Origin of the sequence: Streptomyces sp. G45, assembly GCF_049542095.1 — a bacterium.
GTDB lineage: Bacteria > Actinomycetota > Actinomycetes > Streptomycetales > Streptomycetaceae > Streptomyces.
The window spans coordinates 1,493,155-1,514,901 of sequence record NZ_JBMUZU010000001.1 but is presented as its reverse complement, the minus strand read 5'-3'; the positions used below and the strand labels follow the sequence as shown (position 1 = coordinate 1,514,901).

Annotated in this window: 2 protein-coding genes; both read right to left on the bottom strand. The window is 75.8% G+C overall.

What is annotated here, in order from left to right:
* Positions 1 to 3: 3 nt before the first annotated feature.
* Positions 4 to 14,883, bottom strand: a complete 14,880-nt coding sequence (locus ACOBQU_RS06030; RefSeq protein ID WP_423624856.1) for an amino acid adenylation domain-containing protein — start codon at positions 14,881 to 14,883, stop codon at positions 4 to 6.
* Positions 14,883 to 21,491, bottom strand: coding sequence for an amino acid adenylation domain-containing protein (locus ACOBQU_RS06025; RefSeq protein ID WP_423624855.1), 6,609 nt, complete (start codon positions 21,489 to 21,491; stop codon positions 14,883 to 14,885). The genes ACOBQU_RS06030 and ACOBQU_RS06025 overlap by 1 nt, the downstream gene beginning before the upstream one ends.
* Positions 21,492 to 21,747 lie beyond the last annotated feature (256 nt).

The window sequence follows — 21,747 nt, the reverse complement described above, 5'->3', positions numbered from 1 at the left end:
GTCTCACGGTTCCAGGTGCTGGTTGATCACCTGGCAGACGCGGGACGCCGGGTCGGGGTCGGTGAGGCCCATGTGGGTGGCCTCGATGTCGTACGCGTGCACGGTGCCCTGGACGTGGGGCTCCCACAGCGGGGCGTACGAGTCCTGGGGGCTCAGCGTGGCGTTGAAGAACAGCAGGTCGCCGCGGTAGTCCCGGGGCTGGGCGAAGTCCCGTACCAGCCTGGCGTGTTCGACCATCAGGGCCGCGCCGTTCTCGATGAGGGCCTTGCGGTCGCCGTCGTCCTCGCCGCCCGGGAGATAGCCCGCGAGGAAGTCGCGGGCCTCCGCCGGGTCCACCTCCAGGGCCAGCTCGGCGAGCAGCGTGCTCGGCGCCGAGTCCAGGACGGCGACGAACGGCACGTGGTGGCCCCGGCGTTGCAGCTCGGCGGCGATCGCGTGCGCCAGGGTGCCGCCGATGGAGTGGCCGACCAGGTGGAACGTGCCGTCCGGCTGGACGGCGAGGATCTGCTCCACGTAGTCGAGGACCATCGCCGCGAACGTCTCCGGCAGCGGCGAGCCGTCGAAGCCCCGCGCCTGGATGCCGTACGCGGGCCGGTCCCCGAGCTGGCCCGCCATGCCCAGGTACGACCACGACAGGCCGCTGCCCGGGTGGATGAACCACACCGGAGCGCCCTCGCCCCCGGCCCGCAGCGGCAGGACCACGCCGTACGGGTCCGTGGGGCCGGTCGCCGACACGCCGGACGTCAGCGCCCCGGCGAGGGCCGCGACCGTCGGGGACTCGAAGACGAGCCGTACCGGCAACTCCGCGCCCAGCGTCCGGCGCACCCGGCTGACCAGGCGCGTCGCCGCAAGGGAGTGGCCGCCCAGGTCGAAGAAGCTGTCGTCGACGCCGACCGTGGCGACGCCGAGGACATCGGCGAACAGCTCCGCCAGGACCTCCTCCTGCGGGGTGCGCGGCGCCACATAGGCGCGCGCGGCGGTCAGTTCGGGCTCGGGCAGCGCCCGGTAGTCCAGCTTGCCGCTGGGGTTCAGCGGCAGCCGCTGAAGGGTGACGAACGCGGCGGGCACCATGTGCGCTGGCAGCCGGTCGGCGGCGTACGCGCGCAGCGCGGCGTGGTCCACCGCGTCACCGGCGGCGGGCACCACGTGGGCGACCAGGCGCTTCGCGGTGTCCTGCGCGCCGCCCCTGGCGGTCACCACGGCCTGCGCGACGGCGGGGTGGGCGACCAGGACGGCCTCGATCTCGCCCGGCTCCACGCGGAAGCCGCGGATCTTCACCTGGGCGTCGGCGCGCCCGTGGAACACCAGGCGGCCCTCAGCCGTCCAGGCCACCACGTCACCGGTGCGGTACATGCGCTCACCGGCCGGTCCGAACGGGTCGGCCACGAACCGCTCCGCCGTGAGGCCGCCCCGGTTCAGATAGCCCCGGGCCAGCCGGTCACCGGCGATGTACAGCTCGCCGGGCACGCCGGGAAGGACCGGGCGCAGCGCCGCGTCGAGCACATACAGGCGGGTGCCGTCCAGCGGGCGGCCCATCGGGACGACCTGGCCGATCTCGTCGGGTGCCGTCATGCGGTGGGTGGCGGCGGCCATGGTGGCCTCGGTGGGGCCGTAGCCGTTGACCACCGCGATGCCCGGCGACGCGGCCATGATGTGCTCCACCGCCGCCGGGGACACCACGTCGCCGCCGGACCACAGCTCGCGCACGCCCGCGAACGCCTCCGGCTGCTCCTCGGAGATCACCTTGAACAGTCCCGCCGCGAGCAGCACCGACGTCACCTCGTGCTCGGCCACGACCCGGGCCAGCGAGGCCGCGTCCAGGCGGCCGGGCGGCGCGACGACGAGGGCGCCGCCCCGCAGCAGCGAGACCCACAGCTCGTAGGTGGAGGCGTCGAAGGCCTGCGCGGAGTGCAGCAGCACCCGTTCGTGCGCGTCGGTGTCGAAGCCCCGGTCCGTGGCCAGGCGCACCAGGCCGCGGTGGGTGACGCCGACGCCCTTGGGCCGCCCGGTGGAGCCGGACGTGTACATCACGTACACCAGCTGGTCCGGGTGGCCCGCCCGCGGCGCGTCGAGCGGCGCCGCCGCGGCGATCTCCGCGGCCGTGTCCGGGGCGTCCAGGACGAGCCGCGGGCAGTCCGCGTCCGGGAGCGCGGCGGCGGTCGCGGAGTCCGTCACGACCAGGGCGGGCGCGGCGTCCGCGAGCATGTACGCGAGCCGGTCGGCCGGGTAGTCCGGGTCGAGCGGCAGATAGGCGCCGCCCGCCTTGACGATGGCGAGGACCGTGGTGACCTGGTCGGCCGAGCGGGGCAGGGCGTAGCCGACCACCGCGTCGCGGCCCACGCCGCGGGCGGCCAGGACCCGGGCGACCCGCTCGGCGCGCTCGTCCAGCTCCCGGTAGGTCAGCCGCCGCTCGCCGTCGACGAGGGCGGGCGCGTCGGGCGTCTCGGCGACCCGGGCGGCGAACAGCTGGTCCACGGTCCGGTCGTCGGCCGTGACGCCGGTGTCGTTGAACTGGCGCAGCAGCAGGTCGCGTTCGGTTCCGGCGAGGACGTCGACGCGGCTGAGCGGCGTGTGCGGCTCGGCCACCAGGCGCCCCACCAGGCGGACGAACCGCTCGCCGAGGGCCTCGGCCGTCGACCGGTCGAACAGGTCGGTGGCGTACTCCAGGGCGCCCACCACGCCCTGGCCCGGCAGCTCGGCCAGGTTGAAGGACAGGTCGTACTTCGCGGTGCCGTTGTGGACCGCCTCGAACTCCGCCTCCAGGCCGGGCAGTTCGATGGGCGTGCGGTCGAAGTTCTGCCAGGCGAACACCACCTGGAACAGCGGCGAGTACGCCGTCGACCGCTCCGGCCTCAGGATCTCCACCAGGCGCTCGAACGGCACGTCCTGGTGGTCGTACGCGGCCAGGGACTTCGCCCGGACCTGGTCGACGAGGTCCGTGAAGGAGGCCCCGCCCGCGAGCCGCGCCCGCAGCACCCAGGTGTTGACGAAGAAGCCGACCAGGTCGGTGAGGCCCTCGTCGGTGCGGCCCGCGATCGGCGAGCCGATGGTGACGTCGTCCTCGCCGCTCAGGGCGCCCAGCAGCACCGCGAGCGCCGCCTGGAGCACGATCGACGCGGTCGCGCCGCGCTCCCGGGCCAGCTCCTCCACGCGCGCCACCACGTCCGGCGCCAGCGGCGGCAGGTCGACCGCGTCGCCCCGGTAGCTCGCCCGCTCCGGGCGCGGCCGGTCGGCGGGCAGGTGCAGCGGCTGCGGCACCCCCGCCAACTCCTCGCGCCAGTAGCCGAACTGGGTGGACAGCAGGCTGCCGGGGTCGTCCTCGGAGCCCAGCAGCTCCCGCTGCCACAGCGCGTAGTCGACGTAGCTCACCGGCAGTTCGGCGAACGCCGGGGACCGGCCGTCGCGGCGGGCCGCGTACGCGGTGGTCAGATCGCGGAACAGCGGCGTCATCGACGAGCCGTCACTGGCGATGTGATGGGTCATCAGGGCCAGGACGTGGTCGTCGTCGGCCACCCGCAGCAGCACGGCCCGCACCGGGATCTCCCGCGCCAGGTCGAAGCGGTGGGCCGAGAACGCGGCGATCGCCGCGCGCACCCCGTCGGCCGGGACGTCCTCCACGGGCACGTCCAGGCGCACCTCGGCGGCGGGCAGCACCCGCTGGTAGGGGGTGCCGGTGTCGTCCTCGGCGAACACCGTGCGCAGGCTCTCGTGCCGCACCACCACGTCCCGCACGGCCGCCGCGAGCGCGCCGGTGTCGAGCGCGCCGCGCAGCCGCAGCGGGAACGGCGTGTTGTACGTGGCCGAGGGGCCCTCGAACCTGTCGATGAACCACAGCCGCTGCTGGGCGAAGGACAGCGGCACCCGCTCCGGGCGCGGCTCGACCCGGGCCAGCGGCGTCCGCACCCGCCCGCCGCCGCCCAGGTGCGCGGCCAGCTCGGCGACGGTGGGCGAGGAGAACACGACCCGGATGGGCAGCTCCGCCCCCAGTTCCGCGCGGACCCGGCTGACGAGCCGCGTGGCGAGCAGCGAGTGCCCGCCGAGGTCGAAGAAGTGGTCGTCGATCCCGACCCGCTCGACGCCGAGGACATCGGCGAACAGGCCCGCGAGGACCCGCTCCTCGGCGGTGCGCGGCGCGCGGTAGGCCGCCGTGCCGGTCAGCTCCGGCGCGGGCAGGGCCCGCTGGTCGAGCTTGCCGTTCGGGGACAGCGGCAGCCGCTCCAGGGTGACGAACGCCGACGGCACCATGAACTCCGGCAGCCGCTCCGCCACGAACGCCCGCAGCTCGGCGGCGCTCGGCGCGGCGCCAGCGGCCACCGTGTAGGCCACGAGCTGCTTGCCGCCCGCGCCGCCGCGCGCGACGACCGCGGCCTGCGCGACGCCCGGGTGGGCGGCCACCGCGGCCTCGACCTCGCCGGGCTCGACGCGGAAGCCGCGGATCTTCACCTGGGAGTCGGCCCGGCCCACGTACGCGAGGAGTCCTTCGGCGCTCCAGCGGGCCAGGTCGCCGGTGCGGTACATCCGCTCACCGGTCGGGCCGAACGGGTCGGCGACGAAGCGCTCGGCGGTCAGCGCCGGGCGCCCGTGGTAGCCGCGGCCCACCCCGGCGCCCGCCAGGTACAGCTCGCCGACGGCGCCCGGCGCCACCGGGTTGAGGCCCGGGTCCAGGACGTAGGCGCGCAGGTTGCCCAGGGGGCGGCCGATGGGCACGCCCGCGGTGTACGCGCGGTCCTCGGCCAGGGTGTGCGCGGTGACGTAGTACGTCTCGCTGGGGCCGTAGCCGTTGACGACGCGGGCGTCCGGCCAGAGGGCGCGGACGCGCTCCACCAGGGCGGGCGGCAGCGCCTCACCGGCGAACACCAGCGACTTGGGTGCGATCCGGTCACCGAGCTGGTCGACGAGTTCCGCGAACGCCGACGGCACCGAGCTGATCACGTCGATGTCCCAGTGGTCCCGGTCGGCGAGCGCGAGCACGTCGCGGACCAGTTCCACCGAGCCGCCGGTGGTGAGCGTGGCGAACAGCTCGAAGGCGGCCACGTCGAAGCCGATCGACGTGCTGGCCAGCATCTTCCAGCCCCGGTCCACGCCGACCGCCGTGACCAGGCCGTGCAGGGCGTTGGCGACGTTGGCGTGGGTGATGCCCACGCCCTTGGGCAGGCCCGTCGAGCCGGACGTGTACACCTGGTACAGCAGGTCGCCGGGCAGCAGCGGCCGGGTCCGCTCGGCGTCGCCGAGGTCGTCGTCGGCGTACGCGGAGACATCCGTGGCGTCCAGGAGCAGCCGCTCGGCGGGCGCGTCGGCGGGCAGCACGGCGGCGGCGCCGGAGTCCGTGACGATCAGCGTGGGCTCGGCGGTGGCCAGGATGTGCGCCAGGCGCGTGCCCGGGTAGCCCGGGTCGATCGGGACGTACGCGGCGCCCGTCTTGAGGACGGCGAGGAGCGCCACCACCAGGTCGGGGGTGCGCGGCAGGACCACCGCGGCCAGGCGGTCCGCGCCGATGCCGCGCCCGGCCAGGTGCCGGGCGAGCCGGTTGGCGCGGGCGTTCAGCTCCGCGTACGTCAGGCGCTCGCCCTCGTGGACCACCGCGGTGGCCTCGGGGGTGCGGGCGGCCTGCTCCTCGAACAGGGCGATGACGGTCCGCTCGGGCACCTCCGTGGCGGTGGCGTTGAACTCCCTGAGCACCAGGTCGCGTTCGGCCTCCTCCAGCAGGTCCAGGCGGGGCAGCGGCGTGTGCGGGTCGGCGGCGAGCCGGGTCAGGACGCGAGCGAGCCGCGCGCCGATCCGCTCGGCCTGCTCGGCGGTGAACAGGCCGTCCTGGTACTGGAGCGCCACCCGCAGGTACGGGTCGGCCATGCCGAACACCGCGAGCGGGTAGTGGGTGCCGTTGGACGGGCGGATACCGGTCACGGCGACGCCCGCCTCGGCGTGCGCGTCGGCCATGCCCTCGCGGTCCACCGGGTACGACTCGAAGACCACCATGGTGTCGAAGAGCGTGCCGAGGCCCGTGGCCTCGTGGATCTCGCTGAGGCCGTGGTGATGGTGGTCCATCAGGGCGGCCTGCCGCTCCTGGAGGGCGGCGAGGACCTCCGCGAGCGTGGCGCGCGGCGAGAACTCCACCCGCACGGGCAGCGTGTTGATGAACAGGCCGACCATGTCGTCGGACCCCGCCACCTGCGGCGGACGGCCGGAGACGGTCGCGCCGAACACCACGTCCTGACGCCCCGTCAGCGCGCCGAGCAGCACGCCCCAGGCGCCCTGGAGCAGCGTGTTGACGGTGACGCCCAACTCGCTCGCGCGCACGGACAGCTGGCGGGACACCTCGGGGTCGAGGGGCACGTCGAGCTGGCCGAGCCCGGTCTGCTCACCGGCGGGCGCGGCGCTCGCGGCGGGCGCCAGCATCGTCGGCTCGTCGAGACCGGCCAGCTCCGCCGCCCAGGCGCGGGCCGCCGCCGCGCGGTCCTGCCGCCCGAGCCAGTCCAGGAAGTCCCGGTACGGCCGCACCCGGGGCAGCGCCGAGACGTCGCCGTCCGCGGCGTACCCGCGCAGCAGGTCCTTCAGCAGCAGCGGCAGCGACCAGCCGTCGAGCAGCGCGTGGTTGGCGGTGAGCACCAGCTCCGCGCGGTCGTCGGCCATCAGGACCAGGGTCATCCGCAGCAGCGGCGGCACGGCCGGGTCGAAGTGCGCGGCCAGGTCCCCGGCGAGCAGCCGCTCGAACCGCTCCTCCCGGTCGCCCCGCGGCACGTTCCGCAGGTCCACGGCCAGCCACGGCAGCGCCACCCGGCCCAGGACGAGCTGCACCTGCTCGCCCGACGAGCCGGTGGCGAACGCGGTGCGCAGGTTGGCGTGCCGGTCCAGCAGGCCCTGCGCGGCGGCCCGCATCCGCTCCGCGTCCACGGCGCCGGTCAGGTGGAACACGAACTGCATGTGGTACGCGTCGAAGGACACGTCCGCCAGCATGCTGTGGAACAGGATGCCGGACTGCGTCGCGGTCAGCGGCCACACGTCCTTCAGGCCCGGGTAGCGCGCCTCCCAGCGCTCCAGGTCGCCCTGGGTGACCTCGACGAGCGGCACGTCCGACGGGGTCAGGCCGCCCGCGCCCGGCGCGGCCGCGTGCCGGGCCAGGCCCTCCAGGGCGGTGCGCCACAGCTCCGCCAGCTCCCGCACGTCGTCCGCGGCGAGCAGCCCGGCGGGGAAGCCGAACTCGGCGGTCAGGCGCGGCCCTTCGGCGGAGTCCAGGACGTACGCGTTGATCTCCACGGACGCGAACGCGGGCATGTCGGCGTCCAGGCCGACGGCCAGGTCCTGGGCGTCGGGGGACAGCGTGAAGCCCAGGCCCCGCAGCGACTGAGGCATGTCCTCGGTGGTGAACCGGCCCAGGTAGTTGAAGGTGATCTGCCCGTCCCCGCGGCCCGCGAGGGCGTCGGCGGTCGCGGCGTTGAGGTGGCGCAGCAGGCCGTAGCCGATGCCCTTGTCGGGCACGGCGAGGAGTTGCTCCTTGACCGCCTTGACGGCGGCACCGGCGGCCGGTCCGCCCGCGACGGCGTCGGCCAGGTCGCAGCCGCCGACGTCCAGGCGGACCGGGTACACGCTGGTGAACCAGCCCACCGTGCGGGACAGGTCGGCGCCGGGCACGGCGCCCTCCTCGCGGCCGTGGCCCTCCAGGCGGACCAGCGCGGACGTCTCGTCGACGCCGCGCCGCGCCCGCCAGGTGGCGAGCGCCAGCGCGAGGCCGGTGAGCAGGCCGTCGTCGACGCCGCCGTGGAACGCGGCGGGCACCGCCGTGAGCAGCGCCTCGGTGGCGTCCGCGGGCAGGCCCACCTCGACGGTGTCCATGGTGGCGCGCGTGTCCACGGCCGGGTCCAGCGGCCGGGACCCGAGCAGCGGGTCGGGGCCCTCGACGACGGACCGCCACAGCTCCAGCTCCGCCGCCCGCTCGGGGCGCGCGGCCTCCTCGACCAGGGCGTGCGCCCACTGGCGTACGGAGGTGGAGACCGGCGCGAGCACCGGGGTGCGGCACTCGCGGACCGCCGCCCAGGCCTCGGCGAGGTCGGGCAGCAGAATGCGCCAGGACACGCCGTCGACCACCAGGTGGTGCAGGACCACGATGAGGCGCCCCGCGGTGTCCGGGCCCGCGTCGAACCACACGAACCGGGCCATGGCGCCGGACTCCGGGTCCAACTCGGCGGTGGCCGCGTCGAGTTCGGCGGTGGCGGAGCGCCGCCACACCGGGTCGCCCCAGGCGCCGTCGCACGCCACGCGGCGGACCAGGGCGGCGGCGTCGACCGTGCCGGGCGCGGCGACCTCAAGGCCGGGCCCGGCGTCCTGCTCGGCGGTCACCAGCCGGGAGCGCAGCACGTCGTGGTGGTCGAGGACCGCCGCGAGCGTCGCCGTGAGGCCCGCCTCGTCGATGCCCAGGGGCAGGTCCACCACCATGGCCATCGAGAACCGCCGGTGCCCGCCGTCCCGCTCCAGGAGGTAGCGGGCGACCGGCAGCAGCGGCGCGAAGCCCACGCCGCCGCCGTCGATCTCCGCGAGCACCGGCACGGCCGCACCGGACGCCTCCGCCGCCTCGGCGAGGCGGGCCACCGTACGGCACTCGAAGATCTGCCGCGGCGTCACCTCCACGCCCAGCGCGCGGGCCCGCGACACCACCTGGATGGAGCGGATGGAGTCGCCGCCGACGGCGAAGAAGTCGTCGTCCGCGCCGACCCGTTCCAGGCCCAGGACCTCCGCGAACACCGCGGCGAGCGCCCGCTCGGCGGCCGTCGCGGGCTCCCGGTACCGCCCGCCGGTGAACTCCGGCTCGGGCAGGGCCGCCTTGTCCAGCTTGCCGTTCGGCGTCAGCGGCAGCCCGGGGAGGACCACGAACGCCGACGGCACCATGAACTCGGGCAGCCGGGACACCGCGAACGCGCGCAGCTCCTTCACGGACACACCGGCCGTGAGGTCGATGTCCGCCGCCTGCGTGCCCGCGGGCACCACATAGCCGACCAGCTGCGCGGCGCCCCGGTTCTCCCGCACCACCACGGCCGCCTGCGCGACCCCGGGGTGTTCGGCGAGCGCCGACTCGATCTCGCCCGGCTCGATGCGCAGGCCGCGCACCTTCACCTGGTCGTCGCTGCGGCCCAGGTACTCCAGCTGCCCGTCGGCGCCCCGGCGCACCACGTCACCGGTGCGGTACATCCGCGAACCCGCGGGACCGTACGGGTCGGCCGTGAAGCGCCCCGCGGTCAGGCCGGGGCGGCCCAGATAGCCGCGGGCCAGGCCGGGGCCCGCCACGTACAGCTCGCCCGGCGAGCCCGGCGGCACCGGCGTGAGCCGGTCGTCGAGGACAAGGAGGCGGGTGTCGACGACGGCCGTGCCGATGGGCACACCGGCCCCGGTCAGGGGCGCGCTCGCCGCCGCGCACACGGTGGTCTCGGTGGGCCCGTAGGCGTTGATGAGGCTGCGTCCGGGCGCCCAGCGGGCGGCGAGCGCGGGCGGGCAGGCCTCGCCCGCGACGCTCAGCACGCGCAAGTCGGTGAGGGCGCCCGGCGCGTCGTCGGGCAGGGTGCCCGCCACGCTCGGCGGCAGCGTCACATGGGTGACGCGCCGCTCGGCGAGCGCCCGCGCCAGGTCCTCGCCCACGATCCGCCCGTCGCCCGGCACGACGAGCGTCGCCCCGGTCGCGAGGGCCATGGCCAGCTCCCAGAACGCCGCGTCGAAGCTCGGGGACGCGGTCGCCAGGACCCGCGCGTCCGCGGTGACCTCGAAGCGGGCCTCATGGGTGGCGCTGAGCGCGGCCAGGCCCGTGTGCGTGACGACCACGCCCTTGGGGCGGCCGGTGGAGCCCGACGTATAGATGACGTACGCCGGGTGGGACGGCTCCAGCGGCACGGCCGGGTCGGTGCCCGGCTGCTCGCGCCACGCCTCGGCGACCTCGGGCGCGTCAACGGCGACGACGTCGGTGGGCAGGCCCTCGGGGAGCCGCCCGGCCGCGTCCCGGGTGCTCAGCAGCACGGCGGGGGCCGCGTCGCCGACCATGTACGAGATCCGGTCGGCCGGGTAGTCGAGGTCCACGGGCAGATAGGCGGCGCCCGCCTTCAGCACGCCGAGCACGGCGGCGACCTGGTCCGCGGAGCGCGGCAGGGCCACGCCGACGCGGGACTCCGGGCCGATGCCGCGCGCGCGAAGCCAGTGCGCGATCCGGTTCGCCCGCTCGTTCAGCTCCGCGTACGACCACGTCACCGCCGCGGACTCCACGGCGGGGGCAGCAGGCGCGGCCTCGGCACGCGCCCGGAACAGCGCCGGGAACGTGGTCGGCGCGACGTCGAGCCCGGCCGTGGCGTGCCCGCCGAGCAGTTCACGGCGCTCCTCGGCGCTGAGCAGGTCGGCCTGGCTGAGGCGGCGCGAGGGGTGGACGACGGCGGTGGCGAGCAGACGGCGCAGCCGGTCCACGGCGGTGGCGATCGTCGCCGCGTCGAACAGCTCGGTGGAGTACTCGGCGGTGATCTCGACGCCCGCGGGCCGCGCGCTGTCGGTGAAGGTCTCGCTGAGGCTCAGGACGAGGTCGCAGCGCGAGGTGCCGGTGGCCGCGCCCTCGGCCTGGATGCGCAGGCCCGGCAGCTCGAACGGGGCGCGCTCGGTGTTCTGCAGGACCAGCACGATCTGGAACAGCGGGTGGTGCGACGTGGAGCGCTCCGGGCTGAGCTTCTCCACCAGCGAGTCGAACGGGATGTCTTGGTGGGTCAGGGCGGCCAGGCCCGTCTCGCGCACCCGGCCGAGGAGTTCGGCGAACGTGGGGTCCCCGGAGGTGTCCGTGCGGATCACCTGGAGGTTCACGAACATGCCGACGACGTCCCTCAGGGCCTCGTCGGTGCGGCCCGCGATGCCGCTGCCCAGCGCGATGTCGTCGCCCGCGCCGAGCCGGGTCAGCAGCCCGGCCATCGCCGCCTGGAACACCATGAACGGCGTGGCGCCGTGGGCGCGCGCCAACTCCACGACGCCCTGGTGCAGTTCGGCGTCCAGCTCGAAGTGCAGCAGGTCGCCGCTGTGGTCGAGGACGGCCGGGCGCGGCCGGTCGGTCGGCAGCGTGACGCGCTCGGGCAGCCCCGCGAGCTGCTCGCGCCAGTACGCGTACTGCTCGCTGAACAGGCTCTGAGGGTCGTCCGCCGAGCCGAGCAGCTGGTGCTGCCACAGCGTGTAGTCGGCGTAACTCACCGGAAGCGGCTTCCAGTCGGGCGCGGCGCTCTGGGAGCGGGCCGTGTAGGCGGTGGCCAGGTCGCGGGTGAGCGGCGCCAGCGAGAAGCCGTCGGCGGCGATGTGGTGCATCAGCAGGACGAGCACCGCGTCGGCCGGGCCCGAGCGCAGCAGCCAGGCCCGCACGGGCAGGTCCGTGGCCAGGTCGAAGGCGTGCCGCGCGGCCTCGGCGACGGCCGCCGCCAGCGCGTCGGCGCCCCCGGACCCCTCGGCCCCTTCGGCCGCGAGCTGCCGCTCGGTGAAGGTGAAGGCGGCGCGGGCCCGCTCCGGGTCCAGGACGTGCTGGTAGCTGGTGCCGCCCGCGGTCGCCGGGAACACCGTGCGCAGCGCCTCGTGCCGGGTGACGAGGTCGTCGAGGGCGGCCCTGAGGGCCCGCGCGTCGAGGTCCCCGGTGAGCCGCAGCACGAGCGGCATGTTGTACGTCGCCGAGGGGCCCTCCAGCTGGTGCAGGAACCACAGGCGCTGCTGGGCGAAGGACAGCGGCAGCCGCTCGGGCCGCTCGGCGGCGGGCACCAGCGGCGGCCGGGTCCGCTCGCCGCCGTCCGTTCCGTCGAGGTGCGGCGCGAGCGCGGCCACCGTCGGGTGGGTGAACAGGGCGCGCAGCGACACCTCGACTCCGGCCGCCTTGCGGACGCGGCTGATGAGCCGGGTCGCGAGCAGCGAGTGGCCGCCGAGCGCGAAGAAGTCGTCGTCGATGCCCACCCGCTCCAGGCCGAGGACCTCCGCGAACAGCGCGCACAGCAGCTCTTCGCGCTCGGTGCGCGGGGCCCGGCTCGTGGCCTGGGCGGCGAAGTCCGGGGCGGGCAGCGCCCGGTGGTCGACCTTGCCGTTGGCGGTCAGCGGGATCGCGGGGATGGCCACGACGGACGCGGGCACCATGTGCGCGGGCAGCCGGTCCGCCAGATGGGCGCGCAGCGCGGCCGGGTCGCTGTCGCCGCCGTCGGCGGGGACGACGTACGCGACGAGCCGCTTGCCGCTGTCGTGAAGGTCGGCGCGGGCCGTGACCAGGGCCTGGGCGACGCCCGGGTGGGCGGTGAGGGCGGCCTCGACCTCGCCGGGCTCGATGCGGAAGCCGCGGATCTTGACCTGGGCGTCGGCGCGCCCGTGGAAGACGAGGTGCCCCTCGGCCGTCCAGGCCACCACGTCACCGGTGCGGTACATGCGCTCACCGGCGGGCCCGAACGGGTCGGCCACGAACCGCTCGGCGGTCAGGGCGTGCCGGTGCAGATAGCCGCGGGCCAGGCCCGTGCCCGCCAGGTACAGCTCGCCCGGGACGCCGGGGAGCACCGGCTTCAGGGCGCCGTCGAGGACATAGGCGCGGGTGTTGTCGAGAGGGCCGCCGATGGGCACCGCGGAACCGGTGCGCCCGGGGGCGGTGACCTTGTGGGTGGCGGCGGCCATGGTGGCCTCGGTCGGCCCGTAGGCGTTGACGACGGCGGTGCCCGGGCAGGCGTTGAGGACCCGCTCGACGGCGGCCGACGGGACGACGTCGCCGCCGGACCACACCTCGCGGACGCCGGTGAAGGCCTCCGGCAGCTCGTCCGCGACGACCTTGAACAGGCCCGCCGCCACCAGGAGTCCGGTCACTTGGTGGTCGGCGACGAGGCGCGCGAGGCCCGTCGCGTCCAGGCGGCCGGGCGGCGCCACGACGACGGTGCCGCCGCGCAGCAGGGGGATCCACAGCTCGTAGGTGGAGGCGTCGAAGGCCTGCGCGGAGTGCATCAGGACCCGCTCGTGCCCCCCGCCGTCGAAGCGCCGGTCGAGCGCCAGGTGCACCACGCCGCGCTGGGTGACGCCGACGCCCTTGGGCCTGCCCGTGGAGCCCGAGGTGTACATGACGTACGCGAGCTGGTCGGGGTGGTGCGTCGGCGTGGCGGTGGCCTGCGCCGTCTGGTCCGGGGCGTCCAGGAGCAGCCGGGGGCAGTCGGCGTCCGGGAGCACGGCGGCGGTGGCGGTGTCGGTGACGACCACCACGGGCGCGCTGTCCTGGAGCATGAAGGCCAGGCGCTCGGCGGGGTAGTCCGGGTCGAGCGGCAGATAGGTGCCGCCCGCCTTGAGGATGGCGAGGACCGTGGTGACCTGCTCCAGGGAGCGGGGCAGGGCCAGCGCCACGATGGCGCCCGCGGTCACGCCACGGGCGGCCAGCAGCCGCGCGATCCGCTCCGCGCGCTCGTCCAGCTCGCGGTAGCTGAGCCGCCGTTCGCCGTCCACGACGGCCGGGGCGTCCGGGGTGCGCGCGGCCCGCTCGGCGAACACCTCGGGGATCGTCCGGGGGTCCGCGTCGACGGCGGTGTCGTTGAAGCGGCGCAGGACCAGGTCCCGCTCGTCCGCGTCGAGGACGTCCGCGAGGGCGACGGGCCGCGCCGGGTCGTCCACGAGCTGGCGTACGAGGCGCAGATAGCGGTCGGCGATGGCCTCGGCCGTGGACCGGTCGAAGAGGTCCGTGGCGTAGCCGACGTAGATCTCCACGTCCCGCGCGGCGGTGTCCGCGAAGAAGTGGAACTCCAGGTCGAACTTGACCGTCGCGGTGGCCAGCGGCTTGAACGAGGCGGTGACGCCGGGGAGTTCGAACGCGATGGTGCCGCCGTAGTCCCAGGTGAACACCGTCTGGAACAGCGGGTGGTAGGCGGTGGAGCGCTCCGGGTTGAGGATCTCCACCAGGCGCTCGAACGGCGCGTCCTGGTTGTCGTACGCCGCCAGGGCCTTGCCCCGCACCTGGGTGAGGACCTGCTCGAAGGAGGGGCGGCCCGACAGGTCGGTGCGCAGGCCCCAGGTGTTGACGAAGAAGCCCACCAGGTCGGCGAGTTGCGGGTCGGGGCGGCCCGCGATGGTGGCGCCCACGGTCACGTCGTCCCCGGCGCCGAGCTGCTGGAGCAGCACCGCGAGGGCGGCCTGGAACACCATCGGCGCCGAGGCGTCCGCGCGCAGCGCCAGCGCCTCGACCCGGGCCAGCAGCTCGGGGCCCACGCTCAGGCGCACGCCGTCGCCGCGGTGGCTCGCCACCTCGGGGCGGGGCCGGTCGGTGGGCAGCGGCAGCGGCTGCGGGACGGCCGCCAGCTCGGTGCTCCAGTAGGCGAGCTGGGGCGCGAGGACCCCGTCCGGGTCGTCGTCGAGCAGCTCGCGCTGCCACAGCGTGAAGTCGGCGTACTGCACCGGCAGTTCGGGCCAGTCCGGCTCGCGGCCCGCCGCCCGCGCGGTGTACGCGGTGGCCAGGTCGCGGGAGAGCGGGCCCATGGACTGGCCGTCGCCCGCGATGTGGTGCACGAGCAGCAGCAGGTGGTGCTCGCGCCGCCCGGAGCGGAACAGGGTGGCGCGCACCGGTATGTCCTCGGACAGGGTGAAGGTGGTGGCGGCGGCCCGTGTGACGGCGGCGTCCAGGTCCTCGGGCGCCACCTCGACCAGCGGTACGTCCAGGGTGAACTCGCCGGGCTCCAGGATGTGCTGGGCCGGGACGCCGTCGGGGGTCTCGGCGAACAGGGTGCGCAGGCTCTCGTGGCGGGTGACCACGTCGCGTACGGCGGCGGTGAGCGCGACCGCGTTCAGGTCGCCGGTCAGGCGCACCAGGAAGGGCACGTTGTAGGTGGCCGACGCGCCTTCGAGGCGGTCGACGAACCACAGGCGCTGCTGTGCGTAGGACAACGGGATCATTACTTGCCACTCCTGTTCATCCTGCGCAGACGGGGGCGGCCGGTGGTGGCCGCGGCTTCCTTCACCGTGTGCGACAGTTCAGCGATCGTGTGTCGGTCGAAGACGGCCCGGATGGGCACGCGGACGCCGAGCTTGTCGGCGATGAGGCCGGTCAGTTGGGTGGCGAGCAGGGAGTTGCCGCCGAGCGCGAAGAAGTCGTCGTCGATGCCGACCTTCTCGACGCCGAGGACCTGCGCGAACAGCCCGGCCAGGGTCTCCTCCCGCGCGGTGCGCGGGGCCCGGTAGGCGGTGCCGTGGAACTCGGGGGCGGGCAGCGCGGCCGTGTCCACCTTGCCGTTGGCGGTCAGCGGCAGCGCGTCGATGGTCAGGAACGCCGCCGGGACCAGGTACTCGGGCAGGGCCCGCGCCAGGTGCGCGCGCAGCTCTTCGGTGGGCACCGGGCCCGCCGCGGGCACCGCGTACGCCACGAGCTGCTTGCCCGAGCCGGTGGCGTCGGCGACCGGGACCACGACGGCGTGGGTGACGCCCGGGTGGTCCTCCAGGGCGGCCGCGATCTCGCCGGGCTCGACGCGGAAGCCGCGGATCTTGACCTGGGCGTCGGTGCGGCCGTGGAACAGCAGCCGCCCGTCGCCGGTCAGGGCGACCACGTCACCGGTGCGGTACATGCGCGCCCCGGGAGCCTCGCCGTACGGGCAGGCCACGAACCGCTCGGCGGTCAGCGCGTGCCGGTTCAGATAGCCGCGGGCCAGACCGGCGCCGGTCAGGTACAGCTCGCCGGGGACGCCCGCGGGCACCGGCCTCAGGCGCGCGTCCAGGACATAGGCGCCCATGGAGTCCAGGGGCCGCCCGATCGGCAGCGGGTCGCTGACCTCGGCGGCGCCGGACACCGGGTGGTAGGTGGCGAACGTGGTGGCCTCGGTGGGGCCGTAGACGTCGACGACCTCGGTGCCGGGGCAGGCCGCGAGCACCCGCTCGACCGCGCCCGGCGCGACCACCTCGCCGCCGGTCCACACCTCCCGTACGCCCGTGAAGCACTCCGGGCGCACCTCGGCGACCACCTTGAACAGGCCCGCGGGCATGAACAGCGCGCTGATCCGGTGCTCGGCGACGAGCGCGGCCAGGGTGTGCGGGTCGAGCAGTCCGGGCGGCGCCACCACCACGGTGCCGCCGCCGAGCAGCGGCACCCACAGCTCGTACGTGGAGGCGTCGAAGGCCAGCGGGGCGTGCTGGAGGACGCGTGCGTGGGCGCCGTCGTGGAAGCGCCGCTCCACGGTCAGCGACACGACGTCCCGGTGCGTGGCGGCGACGCCCTTGGGGGTGCCCGTGGAACCCGAGGTGTAGATCACGTACGCGAGCTGGTCAGGGTGGCCGGGGCCGGTGTCCGGGCGGGTGGCGGGCGCCGCCGCGAGGACGGCGGCCGTCTCCGGAGCGTCCAGGACCAGGCGGGGGCAGTCGCCGCCGGGCAGGGACGGCGCGGTCGCCGCGTCGGTCACCAGGGCCGCGGGCGCGGCGTCGCGGAGCATGAACGCCAGGCGCTCGGCGGGGTAGGCGGGGTCGAGCGGCAGATAGGCGCCGCCCGCCTTCAGGACGGCGAGGACCGTCACGACGTACTCCACCGACCGCGGCAGCGACACGCCGACGACCGACTCGCGGCCGACGCCGCGCTGCCGCAGCAGGTGCGCCAACCGGTTGGCGCGCTCGTCGAGTTGGCGGTACGTCAGCTCGGTGCCGCCCAGGCGCAGCGCCACCGCGTCGGGCGTGCTGTCGGCGCGCCGGGCGAACAGGGCGGGCACGGTGGCCTCCGGCACGTCGGCGGACGCCGTGCGGTCCAGGCCCGCAAGGAGGGCCGCGCGCTCGGGGGCCGCGAGCAGGTCGACGTCGCCGACGCGGACCTCGGGGTCGGCGGCGACCTGGCGCAGGACGCGGGCGAACCGGTCCGCGATGTCCGCCGCCCGCTCGCCGTCGACCAGATGCCGCTGGTGGTGCAGGGTGAGCCGGGGCCGCGGGCCGTCCGGGTAGACGAACACCGTCACCGGGTAGTGGCTGGTGGTGAAGGCGCGGATGCCGGTGACGGAGATCCCGGCGGCGGCGCTCGCGTCGGCGATGCCCGCCCGGTCGAGGGGGAACGACTCGAAGCCGATCAGCGTGTCGAACAGGGCCTGCCCGCCCGCGCCGCGCTGGATCTCGCTCAGGCTCAGGTGGTGGTGGTCGAGCAGCGCCGCCTGCCGCGCCTGGAGGCCGGTGAGGAGCGCGCCGAGCGAGTCGCCGGGCGCGCACGGGACGCGCACGGGAACGGTGTTGAGGAACATGCCGACCACCGCGTCCGCGCCGGGCAGCGCGGGCGGGCGCCCGGCCACCGTGGTGGCGAGCACCACGTCGTCGCGGCCCGTCAGACGGCTCAGGAGGATGCCCCAGGCGCCCTGCACCAGCGTGTTGAGCGTGACGCCCAGGTCGGCGGCGCGGCGGGCCAGGTCCCGGAACGCCTCCGGCGGCAGCGGGACGTCCACCTGGTCGACGCCGGTGCCGTGGGCGGCGTGGCCGTCGGCGCGCGGCGCCAGCAGCGTGGGCTCGTCGACGCCCGCCAGCTCCTCGGCCCAGGCGCGCGCGGACGGGCCGGTGTCCTGCTCCGCCAGCCACGCCAGGTGGTCCCGGTAGCTGCGGGCGCGCGGCAGCGGCCCGGCGTCGCCGTCCCCGGCGTACAGGTGCAGCAGATCCTGCGCGAGCAGCGGCAGGGACCAGCCGTCGAACAGGGCGTGATGGGCCGTCAGGACCAGCTCGTGGCGGTCGTCGGCCAGCGTGACCAGGGCCATGCGCAGCATCGGCGGCGCGGCCGGGTCGAAGTGGACGCGCAGGTCCGCGGCGAGGAACTCCTCGAGCGCCGCCTCCTGCTCGTCCCGGCCGAGCGCCCGCAAGTCCCGTTCCTGCCATGGAAGTTCCACACCGTCGACGACCAGCTGCACCAGCTCGTTGCCGGGGCCGGGCACGAAGGCGGCGCGCAGCGCGGCGTGCCGGTCCAGGAGCGCCTGCGCGGCGGCGCGCAGCCGGGCCGCGCGCACCGGGCCCGACAGGTGCAGCACGTACTGCACCTGGTACGCGTCGAACGCGGCCCCGGACTCCTTCGCCATCCGGGAGTGGAACAGCAGGCCCGACTGGAGCGGCGACACCGGCCACACGTCGGCCACGCCACCCGGGTAGCGCCGCTCCCACGCCTCGATGTCGCCCTGGCCGACCCGCACCAGGGGCACGTCCGACGGGGTGAGGCCGCCCGCGCCGGGTGCCGCGAGGTGACGGGCGAGCCCTTCGAGGGCGGCGCACCACAGCTCCGCCAGCTCCCGCACATCGGCGGGGGCCAGAACGCCGTCCGGTGCCTCGAACAGCGCGCCCAGGCGGGGCCCTTCGGGGCCGTCGGTGACCGAGGCGTTGATGTCCAGCTCGGCGAGCGCGGGCATGCGCGGGTCGTGGGCGGCGTCGAGCACGTCCAGGTCGGCGACGTGCGCCTGGGTGAAGCCGAGGCCGCGCAGGTGGGCGGGCATGTCGGCGTCCGCGGAGAACCGGCCCAGGTAGTTGAAGCTGATCTGCCCGGTGCCGTGCGGGGCGAGGACCGCGCCGGTCTCGGCGTTCAGGTGGCGCAGCAGGCCGTAGCCGATGCCCTTGTCGGGGATGGCGCGCAGCTGCTCCTTGACCGCCTTCACGGCCCGGCCCGCCGCGGCGCCCCCCGCGAGGGCCTCGGCGACGTCGAGTCCGGCCACGTCGAGGCGGACCGGGAAGACGCTGGTGAACCAGCCCACCGTGCGGGACAGGTCGGCGCCCGGCGCCGCCGCCTCCTCGCGGCCGTGGCCCTCCAGGCGGATCAGCGCCGACGGCTCGTGGACGCCGCGCGCCGCGCGCCAGGTGGCCAGCGCCAGCGCGAGGGCGGTCAGCAGGCCGTCGTTGACCTCGCCGTGGAAGGCGGCGGGCAGCCGGGTCAGGACCGCGTCGGTGACCTCGGGCGAGAGCTGCACCCGCGTCTCGTGCACCCGGCCGCGGACATCCGTGGCCGGGTCGACGCGCCGGGCGCCGAGGACCGGGTCGGGCCCCTCGACGACCGACCGCCACAGCTCCAGCTCGGCCACCCGCTCCGGGCGCTCCGCCTCCCGCACCAGGGCCCGCGTCCAGCTCCGTACGGAGGTGGCGACCGGCGCGAGGCGGGGCAGGGCGCCGGAGCGCACCTGCCGCCAGGCCGCGGCGAGGTCCGGCATCAGGATGCGCCAGGACACCCCGTCGACGACCAGGTGGTGCAGGGCGATCAGCAGCCGCCCCGGCCCGTTCCCGGCGCCCGGGTCGAACCATACGAACTGGGCGACGACCCCGCCCGCCGGGTCCAACCGGCCCGCGGCGGCGTCCAGTTCGGCGAGCAGCAGCTGGCGGAAGTCCTGGGTCTCCCACAGGCCGTCGCAGCCCACGCGCTCCAGCAGCGCGTCCACGTCCACCGCGCCGGGCGGCGCGACGACGAGCCCGGGGCCGCCGTCCCCGGCGGGCTCCTCCTCGACGAGGCGGCAGCGCAGCAGGTCGTGCCGGTCGACGACCGCGGTGAGGGTGTCGACGAGGGCGGCCCGGTCGACGCCCTCGGGCAGGTCGAGGACCATGGCCTGGAGGAACCGCTCGAAGCCTGGGCCGTGCTCCTTCAGCATCCGCGCCACCGGCAGCAGCGGCATGAAGCCCACGCCGCCGCCCTCCGGTTCGGCGAGCACCGCGGCGCCCTGGGCTCCTTGCGCGGCGACCGCTTCCGCGAGGGCGGCCACGGTCCGGTGCTGGAAGATCTGCCGCGAGGTGACCTCCACGCTCCGCGTCCGCGCCCGCGACGCCACCTGGAGGGCCTGGATGCTGTCGCCGCCGAGGGCGAAGAAGTCGTCGTCGACGCCGACCCGGTCCACGGCGAGCACCTCGGCGAACGCGCCCGCGAGCACCTCCTCGGTGACGGAGGCGGGCGCGCGGTAGGCCGCGCCCCGGAACTCCGGTTCCGGCAGCGCCCGCTTGTCGACCTTGCCGTGCGGGGTCAGCGGCAGCGCGTCGAGGACCATGACCACGGCGGGCACCATGAACTCCGGCAGCCGCTTCGCCACAAAGTCCCGCAGCTCACCGGGGGCGAAGCCCGCGTCGTACGACAGGTGGCCCACGGCGGCGCCGGACGCGGCGCCCCCCTCCGCGGCGCCGTCGGCCCGGGGGACGACATAGCCGACGAGCTGCTTGCCGCGGCCGCCGCGGCCCTCGCGGGCGACGACCACGGCCTGGCGGACCTTGGGGTGGGCGGCGAGCGCCGCCTCCACCTCGCCGGTCTCGATGCGCAGGCCGCGCACCTTGACCTGGTCGTCGCCGCGGCTCAGGTACTCCAACTGGCCGTCGGGGTCCTCGCGCACGATGTCGCCGGTGCGGTACAGGCGCGCACCGGGCGGGCCGTAGGGGTCGGCGGTGAAGCGGGCGGCGGTCAGGCCGGGGCGGCCGAGGTAGCCGCGGGCCAGGCTCGGGCCCGCCACGTACAGCTCGCCGGGGGTGCCCGGCGGGACCGGGGCCAGCTTGTCGTCGAGGACGAGGACCCGGTTGTCGGCGACGGCCGTGCCGATGGGCGCGCGGTCCGCGCTGAGGGGGCCGCTGACGGCGGCGCACACCGTGGTCTCGGTCGGTCCGTAGGCGTTGACGAAGCGCCGCCCGGGTGCCCAGCGGGCCACGAGCGCGGGCGGGCAGGCCTCGCCGCCGACGGTGAGGGTGCGCAGCTCGGTGAGGGTGCGCGCGGTGTCGTCGGGCAGGGTGGCGAGGACGCTCGGCGGCAGCATGGCGTGGCTGACACGGCGCTCGGCGAGCAGCGCGGCGAGGTCGGCGCCCACCACGCGCCGCTCGCCGGGCACGACGAGGGTGCCCCCGGTGGTGAGGGCCATGACCAGCTCCCAGAAGGCCGCGTCGAAGCTCGGCGAGGCGAACTGCAGGACGCGGGAGCCGGGTTGGAGGTCGAGGCGGTCGCGGGTGGTGGCGCTCAGGGCGGCCAGGCCGGTGTGCGTGACGGCGACGCCCTTGGGGCGGCCGGTCGAGCCGGAGGTGTAGATGACGTACGCCGTGCGGGCGACGTCGGCCGCCGCCGTGCCGCCCGCGGTGGCCGGGTCGCCGGTGGGCGCCTGGCTCCGCGCCGCCTCGTGTTCCGGGGCGTCGAGGGCCAGGACGTCGGTGGTGAGGCCGCCGGGCAGCTGTCCGGCGGCGGCGCGGGTGGTGAGCAGGGCGGCGGGGGCGGCGTCGCCGACCATGTACGCGATGCGCTCGTCGGGGTAGGCGAGGTCGACGGGCAGGTAGGCGGCGCCCGCCTTCATGATGCCGAGGACCACGGCGATCTGCTCGGCCGAGCGGGGCATGGCCACCGCCACCAGGTGCTCGCGGCCGATGCCGCGGCCGCCGAGCCAGTGCCCGATCCGGTTGGCCCGCTCGTTCAACTCCCGGTAGGACCAGCGGTGTTGTTCGCACTCCACGGCCGGGGCGTCGGGGGACTCGTGGACCCGTGCCTGGAACAGGGCGGGGAAGGTGGCTGGGGGGCGGGGCCCTCCGGAGGGGACGGGGGCAGGGGCAAGTCCTTGGACGTCGGTCACGGAAAGCTCCAGAAGCTCAACAGGGCGTTGCGGGGCCAGGCGATGGGAGACGCGCGGCACGGGCCGTGCGGAGGACGCGGGGGTGGGGGGTGGCGCAGAAGGGTGAGGGCAGGGGTGGGGGGTGAGGGGGCGCGCGTGGGTCAGCCCGCCACGCCGGGCTCGGGGCCGGTGTGCGGGCGGCGTCGGGTACGGGGGGTGCGGGCGGCGGCGGGTGGGCGGCGGCTCAGGCGCGGTGCCCGCGCGCGCCGCTGGGCGC